Annotated in this window: 6 protein-coding genes; 2 read left to right on the forward strand and 4 right to left on the reverse strand. The window is 54.2% G+C overall.

What is annotated here, in order from left to right; translation table 11 throughout:
- Positions 1 to 56: 56 nt before the first annotated feature.
- Both PspCFBP13509_RS08410 and PspCFBP13509_RS08415 read left to right on the forward strand, forming a co-directional pair.
- Entirely contained in the window at positions 57 to 281 is a 225-nt protein-coding gene (locus tag PspCFBP13509_RS08410; protein WP_137211806.1) for a hypothetical protein, read from the forward strand.
- 214 nt (positions 282 to 495) lie between these two features.
- Positions 496 to 4,245: a hypothetical protein gene (locus PspCFBP13509_RS08415; protein WP_137211807.1), complete on the forward strand. Its 3,750-nt coding sequence runs from the start codon at positions 496 to 498 to the stop codon at positions 4,243 to 4,245.
- Positions 4,246 to 4,600: 355 nt separating this feature from the next.
- On the opposite strand, the gene PspCFBP13509_RS08420 is transcribed toward PspCFBP13509_RS08415, so the two are convergent.
- The 4 genes from PspCFBP13509_RS08420 to PspCFBP13509_RS08435 form a co-directional block, all read right to left on the reverse strand.
- Positions 4,601 to 7,267, reverse strand: coding sequence for an AAA family ATPase (locus PspCFBP13509_RS08420; RefSeq protein WP_137211808.1), 2,667 nt, complete (start codon positions 7,265 to 7,267; stop codon positions 4,601 to 4,603).
- Positions 7,268 to 7,485: 218 nt separating this feature from the next.
- Positions 7,486 to 9,357 carry a hypothetical protein gene (locus PspCFBP13509_RS08425; RefSeq protein ID WP_242001058.1) on the reverse strand — a complete coding sequence of 624 codons (1,872 nt, stop codon included), beginning with the start codon at positions 9,355 to 9,357 and terminating at the stop codon, positions 7,486 to 7,488.
- A 91-nt stretch (positions 9,358 to 9,448) separates the two neighbouring features.
- Positions 9,449 to 11,392 (reverse strand): hypothetical protein, encoded by a 1,944-nt coding sequence (locus tag PspCFBP13509_RS08430; protein ID WP_137211810.1) that lies wholly within the window; start codon positions 11,390 to 11,392, stop codon positions 9,449 to 9,451.
- On the reverse strand, positions 11,389 to 12,039 hold the full coding sequence (locus PspCFBP13509_RS08435) for a hypothetical protein (protein ID WP_137211811.1): 651 nt from the start codon (positions 12,037 to 12,039) through the stop codon (positions 11,389 to 11,391). Before PspCFBP13509_RS08435 ends, PspCFBP13509_RS08430 begins: the two co-directional genes overlap by 4 nt.
- Positions 12,040 to 12,334: the final 295 nt, after the last annotated feature.

Below are 12,334 nucleotides of genomic sequence, written 5' to 3' on the forward strand. Positions count from 1 at the left end.
ACCGGAAGGTCAGGCATCGAGGCCTGGCATATCGCGCTGCCCCGGTGGCATGCGCGGTGTCCATCGGCTTTGCATTGGCGCTGCCTTCTTCAGTGCTGATCATGGTGGCTTTTCGCGATCGCTTGCGCGGCCTGCTTTTCTTCGATGGAGTCGTTCTGGCGATTACCCCGCAGATTGCTGTCGGGCAGGGCCGCCGAGGCGGCTATCGGTTTGATCGCGGCGTTGGGGGCATCAGCCCGTTTCTTGCAGCACTATCTAATCGGCTGGGTCAAAGACCGTAGTGGCTTATTCGAACCGGCTTTCCTGAGCGTTGGCGTTGTCATACTGGTTGGGACAGCGCCGGTGATGCTCTTGGATAGAAATCCATCACCGAGTGTAAACAAACGGGCAACATGAAGATTCGTTCATCTAACTGCGCGCATAAAATTCAAATGCGCCCCTTAAGCTAGAGTGGTAGCGTGACCGGCTATTTCCAGTCGCGCAAGGAAGCATGGGGTGAATACCGCTCGTCTCATTCAAGATCTCGAGAAGAAACTCGATTTTTACGAACATCCGGACCGGGGCGGCCCCGACGTCATCACACCCCTGCATGGCTATCTCGCTGAGTTGCTGGCGGCCGGCACTATTTTTCCTCGCGTGCTGAACCGCGACACGGTGCTCGATCTTTTGCAAGAGCAGGCGACTTGGTTGCATTACGAGGACTGGCAAGCGTTGAAAGACCCTGTGCCGCTGGCAGAGCTTGAACAGCAGCGTGTGGTGACCTTTAAAAGTGGGCTGCTGGAGGTGGTCAGACCGATTCCCGTCGCCGACGACATGCCGCAAAAGCTGAGGCAACAGCTTGCGACAGTGGCTTCTCTTTATGACATCAAACACGGTGGCGAGGGCTGGGTGGCGCCGCATGTGCGGGTCGATGAGTGCTGTGTCACCGAAGTGGGCTACCTGCAAGCATGCCACAAGTTGTCTGCGTCATACGGTGGTTACAAGATCTCCTTTGAGGACGAAGATCTTGTCGGGGTCGGCACGCTGCTTTGGGAGCAGTTGAGGGCGTCAAGGGCGGACCAGGAGGTGGCATTCAAGGAATGGTGGTTGAAAATGGTGCTGGCTTACAGGCGGCCGTATGTTTTTCACCTGAAGTTCCGCTCTGCGCAGTTGCGCGAGGACTTCCTAGCGGGTGCATTTCATTACGTGATGGCTGATGACTCCCTACATGACAGTTGGGAAGAATGTGCGGCCGATATCGCGTTGTCCGAGAATCGAGTGAATGCGATCGTGCGACCTGCACGGCGGGATTCAGATGAGGTGCGTACCGGCTTCGTTGCGAGCGAGCAGGAGCCCTATTGCTCAGCACTGGATCTGTCCCAACTGGACGACGTGATCGAGCACTATCGGCGCCTGCGGAACGAGCGCGTTTTTGATTGTTTCCAGTGGTGGAAAGAGGCGAGGAACTATTACGACTACGAGACGACCCATCATCTCGTGGCAGGCATAGTGAAGTACGAATGCGAAGAGGGTGTAGGGCGAGACAGTTCTCCTTACACGCACCTTTTGTTGCAGCACTCGGCGCAGGCGCCGCATCTGGCAGAAATCCTGTTCAGGAAAATCCAATCTTCACGTTATGCGTGCCTGCTGCTGCGCGACAGGGCCACCAGTCATATCGGATTGATCAAGATCCATGAGTGGCTGCACCGTGCCGCTCAGCGGTTGTCGGAACGCTATGACTACGACTGGGCCTGGCAGCAATTGGTGTTCGCCCAAGCCCTGGAGCTGTATACCATCATCAATGATGAGCCGACTGATACCGAGTCGGCCAGAGACACTGTGCTGGCGATTGCCGAGGTTTTCGCCTGGATGGCGGCGCGTGAGACCGAATCTCATGCCGAGGGCAAGGAGTTGCTACCGGACTTGAAGCAGGCAGTCGAGCGTATGGAGTATCGTAGGCCTGAAGACGGCAAAGCCTCGCTCCTGTTTAAAGACCACTGCCTCCTGGCTGCTGATTTTCTGATCGCCAGGCGCAAGCGGCTGAGGGGGCGATTTGACGAGCTACCGGTTGCTGAATGGATGTTTTCGTTCTGGTGCATCGAGGCGTTGTCAGAGGGATACAAAGGCATCGATGCGCGAAAAATAGCGGGTGTCGAACACGTTGCCACGTTATTGGCAACGGACTACTTGAGGCATCTAAAACAGTGCTTCACCAGCGTGCATATCGGCATAGATGACGGTCCCGTGTTCGACAGCTTTGACTGGAGTGGGCTGCTGCGCTGTTGCAATGAGCGCCTGCGCCGCAGAGTGATTCATGCCTTTGATGATCTACTCGCACATGACACTGAGGCCACTGAAGAAAGTCACAGGGGGTTATTTGGCGCAGTAAGGACTCATTTGCGCTTTCTGCTACGGCTTGTCGCTGATACTGAACCAAAATCTAAGAAAGATGTGTTCGACGCCTTGCTGAGCTTGATTCAGGATTTTGGATTTGCCGCAGATCGCTTAGCCGGGGTATTTGAAGTCTTCAACGATAGCGTCGGCCACAGCAAGGTTCAGCTGTGGGCGCGGGTGTGCCAGGCAAGCAACGTGTTCAAGATGGATGATTTCAAGAAGTTCCTCTGCGTACTGCAGGAGGGGCCAACGCCCCTTGGCGGATGGCTTGAGCTGTATGAGGCGACGCGATCGTCTGCAAGGAGGTCGCGTATTCTAGAGCAGTTGGCCACGCTGGACTTCGATGCTGAAAGGATTGTCTGGATTCCAGAGATATCCCGGGTGGCCGTGATGGCGGCCAACGCCGGCCAGTTAAAGCTTGCACAGCGTCTGGTGAAGTATGGCGCTTCCTGTAAACGCAGCCATTCTTCTGTTTCATTTGAGCCGTTGGACGAGTTGATTGCGCTTAAAGCGATTGCCGACGATGCGGCCCTCAACGATAAGGAACGGATTGCCAAGCTGGACGCGTTCCTCGACGACGCCAGGGATATCAGTGATGAGGTCTCTCGGTATGCCCGGCAGTTAATGGCGAACTGTTATTTGAGGGTCGATGCCCAGCGGGCGTTCTACCTGTTTGACACCCTGCTGAAGGAGCGGCGACAGATCACCTACGCGACGGGAAGGCTCAAGGCGAGTCGTGCCCTCGCAGAACGAGAGGGGGTGAACAAGGTAGGTAGCGAGAGCTGGCAACGCTATGAACAGTGGCGCGAGGTCTATCGTGCTGTTGAGTCGCAGCACGTGGGTGTCTTGGATTTCGAGGAGGCACTGTGGCTTCTGTTGGAATGCAAGCAGTGGCAAGAGTTTGATCGTATCTGGTGTGAAGTGCCAGAGCGCTATCTGCTCTCTTGCGAGCTCATGCATGTCCGTTGCGCGTACCTCCAAGAACAAGAGCGGGTTGAGGAGGCACTGACGTATTTGCATGAGGTCGAAAAGTTGCATCTCGAATTACCTGCCGAGCAGAAGCAGGCATTCGAAGAGCTGGTAAGGGATCTCAGGAAGAACAACGTCTTGCGCTTGAAGCGCTCTCCTTATGTGATTGACCTGTACATTAAGCCCAATCACACGCAGGCGAGGGTCATGTGGCAGGAAATCCGCGCATTGTCACCGCACGAGAAAAGCCTGGTGTTTGGTCAGGCAGAGCAGGGCGATACGTTGGAAGCTTTCCTTGCAAACAACCTGTACGGCGTGGCCCAGGAGCTTCTGACGCGAAAGAACAACTTGTACCGCCCAAGTGACGGTGACGCACCGATGTCGATAGACCACGAAAACATGATCAATGACTGGTTGACTTCGCTGCTGGGCCATCGCTTGGATTACCTGAGCTGGACGGTGAAAGACCAAGCGAGGGTGGGCAGTTCTGCCTCAAAAAAAGGGGTAGGGGAAATTGATGGTGGCATCTACGTAGGCACGAATTGCATTTCGATTGTCGAGGCTTTCCACCTGCGCAGCTTAGGACGCAATACGTTCGAGGACCATCTCGACAAGGTTGCAGGGTACAATTCGTTGGGGGTTTCCTCTATTGCCATTGTCGTCTACTCGACCGGCGACTTCCGACGTCTGTGCTCTGAATACGAGCGATGGGTCAATGAAACCATTTATGCCGGTTTCGACAGCCAGGGCACGCTCACGCTCGATAAAGAGCACCCCCATTTGAGAGGCTACCGGGAGACGCGGCCGGTGAACGGCTCGGCTGTCCATATTTACCACTATCTTCTGGATCTTCGTCTGGACCCGGCTGACGACAGCCATGAAGCGCCTGCCGCTACCCCATAGTGGTGAGCGCCTGGGGCCGGTCATGCCTTCTGGAAAGAGAGGGGGTGGCCCCGAGGCAGCGCCACAAGGGCAGCATTCTTTACGTTTTATTAATGCCCGGCTTTACGCCGGGCGCGGATATTAGCGCCGTTTTTTCCTGCCCCCACCGCACTCGAGAGTGACGAGACGCTAGCCGTGAGCCAGACCGCAACCGTTGCAAACCACATACGCATGTGGAACGGCTACATTACTTTCAGTTCGCAAACCGAAACGCCGGTGACAGCAAGTGACCACCCCCCTGTAGCTTCATATGATCCAATGGCGTAGCGTTATTTGAAGGCCACGCGATTTTCGCGAAGCTCGCTGAGTACCCCACTTACTTTTTTGGCCTTAGGTTGATTGCATCCAGCGTCTCGAGGATCTGAACTACAGTCTCAACCACTTCGGCGTCGAAGTCGTCGCGATCCGCTTCCTCGTGGGTCCCTTTGTTTAAGTAAGTCCATACAAGGTTGTTCGAGGGTATCCCGAGGATCGTGTCGTATGCGGCTAATAATGGGGCCTTGCTCTCATGGTTGAATGTCGTGGCATCTTTGAGTTTCCTTGCAAGGGCCTCGCAGAGGTTGCGCAAGCTTGGTTCTGCACCGACTCCAGGGAGAAGCAAGCTGATCAGTCCTAGGTCGTAACTGCCAAGCCAGCGCCATGCTTTCTCTGACAACATTTCGAGCGCCTGGCGCGCCGAAGCCAACGCCTCTCGATTCTCCAGATTGTCCTTGGCCTCTCTTGCTTTGACGATGTAATTCTTGGTCGGGACGTTATTTCGGACCCTGGGGCGGTAGTCGCCGGTATGGTGTCGGAGCAGATAGACTACACAGTCGCCTCGCTGCTTTTGCGGTAGGTGTTGCTGGATGTCCTTGATGAACTCGTTGCTGTGGCACGTAACGATAAGTTGCATATCCGAGAAGTTGTCATTCTCGAAAATTGCCTCCCTGATTCCGCCGCGGTGATCGTGGTCAATCGCATTGATGGCATCGTCGAAGACGACCAAGGGGCTTTCGATACTCTTTGCCTTTGCCAATAGGATTGCCAAGCCAAGGCAGCGGACGTGCCCCTCACTTAGGACGTGCAAGGCGTCGACTCGCACCCCAGGATTACCTCGGAAGGTGATCTCGATCTTTCCGTCGCCGGTTAGAGGTAAATGCAGTTGCTCAAGTTTATCGACGTCGTGGTCATTTCGATTGAACTCGTTGTAGAGGTTCATGGCCGACTCGTTGAGGCCGGCGATAAGGGTACCGGGCAACTGCTCTCGATATTCTCTGAGTTTTCGTAGGAACAAGTCGTAGGCGACCTTGATCGGCTGATCTCGGGCGATGTCTTGTCCTTCCTTTTCAGCGTCATCAATCAATTGGGCGTTTGCTTCATCGAAGGCGGCAATTCTGGCTTTCGCTTCAGCAACATTGCCGAGAGACTGCTGTCGTTTCTGATCTTGGGTATGGACCAAGAGCTGGAGTTCGATCAGGCGATCTCGTTCTTCGATTCTCATTTGTCGGTCTTGAAGCGCGAGTCGCGATGTGGCGTCTTGCTTCTCGATGCGGACAGCGAGGGAGAGAAGGTCTGTAAGTCCCGATCCCTCTGGATGACCTTCAGCCTGAATCGGATAGAGACTCATCCACCAAGAGCCTGAGGGTTCTATTTCTAGACCAGAGAGGTAACGGCCAAGAGGGGTATCCATCTCCAGCTGGGAAGCAATGAATTTTCCCATGTCTGCAAGTTGCTGGCGTAAAGCACGTGAAGCAACTGCCATATTTGCCTTGGTGCTCTTCAGGCTTTCTTGAAGCTCGCCAAGGTCTTTTAATTGCTCCAGGCCCGCTCGCGATTTCTCGTAAGGATTGGTTACGACATGAGATGGGCCTTCAAGTGGTGTATCGCATGCCGGGCAATGGTCACCCTCAGTTTCCTGAAGCGCGATCACCGACGTGTACAGATCCTTGAACGATACTTGAGCGCTACGCTCTTCAAGTACACCTGATATTTTCTCGGCCTGTTCATGCCACCGGTGAGCCTCTTCAAAGGCTGTTAGCAGACCTGCAGACGTCAACCCTATGACTGCTGGAGGGATTGAGTTCAGGATGTTATTCAACTCGTGAAGCCGGCCTGGGGCTTCCTCGCTGCCAATCAGTCGCTTGAGCTCAACGTAACTGGTTTCTGTGAAGTAGCGATGGCCCAGTTCCATTTCTTCCGTCGCCAAATCTGCAAGAGATTGAGCCACGGCCTCAACCGTCGCCTGGTCATTCGCGAGTGCTCTGCGGCGCTCTGTCAAGACAGTCTCGTTCTTTGCTTCCAGAACGAGCTGACTGTCAATGCTCTCATTAAAATGGCTTACAAATTCATTGAACTGCTCCATACCAAACAACGTCGCGATGAGCTCAGTGCGCTGACCGGCTGGTCTTGCTGCAATCCTGGAGAAGGAGTCAATACGGTTCTTTTCAATGAAACAAAATCGAAAAGTATCGGGGTTCGAGACAATATCCACTTCTCGATTCTGGTGGTCTGTTGCTTTCAAGACTGGAGCAGAAAATTGTCCCGCGTGAAGATTTTTGAGATAGGTTTTGGCGTCGATACGCTTGTTTTCAGCTTCTTCGACCGCACCTAGTAACCCGTACTCCAATCCTTCACAAAAACTGGTCTTGCCACTGCCATTTGGGCCATAGAACAAGACGATCCGCTTCTGAAGGTCGAATGGCTCCGGAGTGCGGAAGCCCCTAAATGGCCCCAACGTTAGATGCCGGAGCCGCTTCCAGGGCCATGCGCCGTTGGCGGCCGCTGCTGGGGCTGCAGGGGGTGCATCCGATGTATGCGCCAGTGCCGGCCGGAGCAGGCCTTCTAAATAGATAGAACGCTGGCTGCGATGACGTGAAGTAGCCGCCAGAGCATCGAAGTTCGCCAACGCCAGATTGGCCAGACGTCGCACATCTGGGGGAGCTATCTCATCATGTTGGTGAAGCCATGCTACAAATCGTTCGAAGTCCTGTTTGGCGGATGCCATATCTATCCTCATTTAGCTAATCAAGGTACGGTTTTTCCTTCAACTCTGAAGGTGCGTCAAACTCAGACCGAGCCTAACGCCAAGACTACGTTGTGTCGGATATCTTTGTTTTGAACGGTTTGAAAAGGTCGTCTTTTCCTACCCTGAGCATCCGCCACGAGCCGACACCTATCAGGTATACATCGCGAAACAGGCTGCAGCGAAGTCGTCCCCATGCGTTATTGGTCGACCTTTTTTTTCCTGGGTTTTGGAGTCTTCGATGACATCGAGGACGGCGATATGAGATTGCCGGGCACTCTGAAAATAATCAGATGACGCGCGATACTGCTGCCTGTTGGCAGCACGGCGTCGTACCAGATGCATTCCTCCAGGCTTGGTGGCGGCCCTGTGCGGTCTGCAATCTCCAGCACACCTAAAAAGCCGAGCTTGACGTTTGTGTTTTGATAGCTGGCTGCCTGATTGCAGTAAGCTCTCGCAGCAGTACGATCCAAATGTCCATGATGGCGCTTCAATTCGATGACGAATCTATGGCCACCGAATCCGGTATAGAGGTCCGCTCGGCCTGTCGCAACGCCTTCTACCTCGTCAAGGACTTCACCATGGCGAAAGTTTCCAGATAACCATTGCCAAAGGTCTTGCTGAAGTTGGAACTCCGTTGCATCTCGGTCACGTAAATAGTCGCCGCGGTCACGCAACTCTTTGGTTCCCCCATCTTGACGAGTTTTACAAAAGAGGATGATCTGAGCCAAAAGCTCATTGAAATGGAATCGGACCTCCCCTGAATAGTCCAGACAGGACGCGAGATTAGATGTGGCTTCCTGAAGTAGGCGCTGTACCACAGGGTTGCTGAAATCGTGATAGGGATCGTAACGGTCCTTCAGCGTCGTTTCTAAACGGTGTAATAAGTCGGAAGCCCAGTCGGACGGAAGCTCGGGGATTCCGAGTAGCCGCTCCAGAATAGGATAATTCGTGTTAGGCGAACGCTTTCCCAAAGGAGCCCCGTTGACCTCCATTTGCGTGATGCAGGCACGAAGAGCACGTCCTGTCTCCTTGTATTTCGGTTCCCAGTCCGGCTCATCGAGCAGCTCCTCAAGAAGCGCTAACTGCCCCCTTTCTCGTACGAAACTCGCTTCTATTTTGGGGCGCAGAAGCTGGCCAAGTCCGCCTCGTGTTTCGAAGGTGCGGTCAGCGTCAAAGACCGCCAGCAGATTCTCAATGATCGCGCTCGCTTTTAGCCAGCTTGGACGCGTCAAATCGTTGCAAGCCTGCTGCACCGACCTCATCAATCGTACCCATTGAATTTCACGGTCAGCCCGTGGGAGCAGCCAGTCCGGAAGGTGCTGTTTATCTAGAACCAAAGCGCGGTCTTGAACGGCTCTGGTAAGAGCCTCTGCACGTCCGTTTATGAACGCCGGCTCTGCACCCGCATGGAATCCTCTAATGATATCGATGACTGCTGTATAAGCGGCGGCATCGGCCCGGTCTTCGTCCACTGCCTGGGCGTCGCGCAAAAGTATTCTTGCGACTTCGAGGTGCTGGTCAATTTCTTTGAGGGATCCGGCATCCAAAGCTTTCGAGAGGTTCACCAGTGCAAGTTCAAAGGCTGCTTCCCCCTCTGCGCCGTCAATTTTGCGCAGTACGTTCAAAGCATTGATCAAGTCAGATTCTTGCCAAGTGCTAAATGCAGCACCTGCTAGCTTTGCCGCATGCTGTGCATACAGGCTGTTGATGTCTGGTTTAATGCAGGCCAGGATCTTGAGCGGAATGAATCTTGTGATACAGGAGACAAAGGAAAGGCGGAAGAGCGCCTCAAGCGCGTAGGCGGCTATTAGTGCCTGTTTATCAGTATTCTGAGATTCGATGCGTCGTTCCAGTGTTGCGGCAAGTCGACCACTGATTCGCTGACGCAGAGGAAGGTCGCAGATTACGATATCTGCCGCAGCGCGAATTGCGCAAGGATCCTGGCACTTCGCAAAACCTTCGAGCAGCAGGCTGTCCATCTCTATCGCCTCATCAGGCAGCGCGCAGCCTGCAAGTTCTGCGATTACATCAAGGAACGGTGATGCCACGAGCGACTGGGCTTGCGCCATTAGGTCTGCTATCCCTCCCAATGACGCAATCGTCAGCGGCCTCGCTGATTGTAGATGTCGTTCTATAACCTCTAACAGGCAAGTCTGCTCATTACCAGGCATAGCCGCCTTCCGGCGCCACTCGGCATTGGTTCTCTCCGAGGGCATTGAGTACAGCGGGCGCATTCGCGCTCGCAATGAAGATCTGCAGCCCCTGTGTTTCATTGGCGACCCGCCGAAGCTCGGTCAGGAGCTTGGCGAGGTCTCCCTCGCTTGTTTCCTCGGATCCGGGGGAGTCGATGATCAATAGACCTGGGTGACGCCCGACCCCCAGGCTCTGGCCAACGCGCAGTAATGCGATGGCCGTCGCAATGCGTAACCTGAGACGTTCACCTGGAGTCAGCTTACTAAAGGGTGACTTCTGATTACCTTTGCCGACAGTCATTCTTGCATCCGAGCCAAGCTCAATGGACTCGAGTCCTAGCGCACCAAACTCATTTGCCAGTCTAAGGATCTCCTGGTTGAGTTTAACCATCAGATCAACCTTGCCTTCATCAAAGGCTTTTCTCGCCTCTTTTAAAGCAAAATCAATCAACCCAGCGTCCTCGGGCGGCTTAGGTGCCAGAAGGGGAGTGGTGTGTGCTTGGAGTTCGCCCTCCAGGCGCGCTACGAGAATTTCGGCAGCTCGCTGCTGCTGATAACTCATACTCTTGCTTGCGTCGGTTAGTGCTTGCTGGGCAAGAAAGAGTTGATGGGCCACGGACTTGGTCTTGGACTCAATATCCTGGTGGATCGTCTTCGCAATTTGATAGGCGGCTTGCGAAGCGGCTGCCTGCGTCTCTGCTGCGCTCAGCATCTCGGAGCTATCGTCTTGCTCGTCTACGCTAATAGGCTCTGAGCACAGCGAGCAACTCTGCTCGACGCTTTCTCGCTTGATCCGTGCCTGCGGTACTGCTTTCTCGCAACGAGGGCAGCAGCTAGGCTGCAACCCAGTGAAGAAGGCAGTAGTGACTAGATTCTCTCGCAGGTCTCGGAGTGCTCGCTGGTCGCCATCTGATGCGCTTCTAAGCGCGGCTAACTCCGCCGCTGCATGGGCTTTTGCCTGTTCGAGCTGCAGCGTCTGAGTGGTTAGCTCCCTCGTGTTTTTAGTCAACTTATCTAGGGATTCTGCAGTAATACCTGTGCTATTTAGAGAGGTGAGATCTCGACGGGCCTGCTCAAGCTGGACTGATATTCGGACTCTTGATTCTGTTGACTGATGATTTTGAGCGGTGTGAGTTCGGTTGGCATACGCCAGTTGCTGCTCGATTTCCTTCTTGGCAGTGCCTGCTTGCATCACAGTGCTCGCCCACGGCAAGCCGATATACAGTTGGAGCATGCGCGCGGGTAGTCCCGCCATCAGCACGTCGCCCAACAGAGCCTTGTGGTCCCCGCCAAAGTAAAGCGCTCCGGATAATGCTGGCCAACCATGGGAGACGGTACTACCGCCTTCAATACTATCCTTGCGGGATGGTATTGACTGAAGATCAAAGGCGCTCATCATGAAGCGCGACATCGCTGCAGCAAAACCTCCATCGCTGCTAAACCGGTCAATGGTATCAGTGACTCCATTAGGTCGGATGACGTTGAGCACCCCATTGGGCCTTTTATCATTGACATCGAACTCAATGATGTGGGGGCGATCATCAAGATTGAAGCTGAGCTGCACCCATGAAAGCCAGCTGCGGACATCCTCCTGCAGGCCTTTCACCTCACCACGTAAACACCAAAGGATGATCTCGAGAACGCTCGATTTGCCCACGAGATTAGACTTTCCAAGACTTCCGTGACTGGTGACGGCCCATACGCCAGGGCTTAAGTCTGTCCAGCTAAAATCGATAGCACCTTCGATCTTCCCGACTTTCTGCCCCTTGAATGCAATACCCGTCACGCTTAACTTGGGTGTTGGCCTTACGGGCCGATCTACGTAAACACCACGCTGTTGAAGACGCGATTCAGCGTCCGCTACTGACAACCCGGCGTCATTGGCGACTGATTCGAGCCAACTCATGGTCATGCGGCATTTCCTTGCAAAAGAGCTTCCAAACGTTGACGTACACGATCCGTAATCGGCGCAATGATGTGCTTGAGTGCGGTGTCGGCGTACTCAGCCTGAAGATACTGGCGGTCCTTCAGTGCCTTGCCTCCCGCGCCGCCGGCTATCCGGGCTACCACGCAGGCTCTATCTCTGTACCAGTTGATCTCTTCAGACATCCCCGACAGCTCGTTCATGGCTTCTCTACCTTTGAGCGTCAATAGGTAGATATGCTCTTGCACCTTACCGGGAGATCCTTGACGTTTGATCTTGATGAACTCGGCAGCGCGCAGAATCGATAATGCGTTGTCCAGCGGTTCAAAGGCGCCGAAGCGATAGCGGATCATCGGAACACGACGCAGGTCGGGCTCTCGGGAATCGAGTATCTGTTGCGCCAGAGCTAATGACGCCGGATCACCTCCTGCTTCAAACTCGGTGAGCAATTCGTTGGCAAGATAGTCTGGATTTCGCATCCAGAAATCTAGGGCTTGAAGTCGGGACTGAGCGCGCAGCACTGCTGCAATTTCGCTCCCCCACGAGTCATCGGTGACCTCTGTGGACCCAGCGTCAATGCAAGCAAGCAGTCGTACAGCGCTCTGGCGATCGCTGGCTACGTGAATAGAACTCAACGGACGGTGCCTCCCTATTACGCCAGGCGCGTCAATGCGCAGATGAAATCTTGGCTAAGGTATACTCATGGATGGCACATTAGCATCAATCTGTGGGGATTTGTCAGGATGGGAAGAATGAACGGTGGTTTTGGAATTGGTGCACGCTGTAACCAGCGCTAAAGTTCGTTCCGCGTGATCTTGCCCGTAATCAAATGGGCTCGGGATTTCCTGCTAGACAGAGGCTACAGCACGAGGGGGCTCTCCGCATGAATGTTCACACTGCCGGTTTAGAGAAGTTAGCTGCAGTTGTTTT

This window comes from Pseudomonas sp. CFBP13509 (assembly GCF_005233485.1).
Lineage (GTDB): Bacteria > Pseudomonadota > Gammaproteobacteria > Pseudomonadales > Pseudomonadaceae > Aquipseudomonas > Aquipseudomonas marginalis.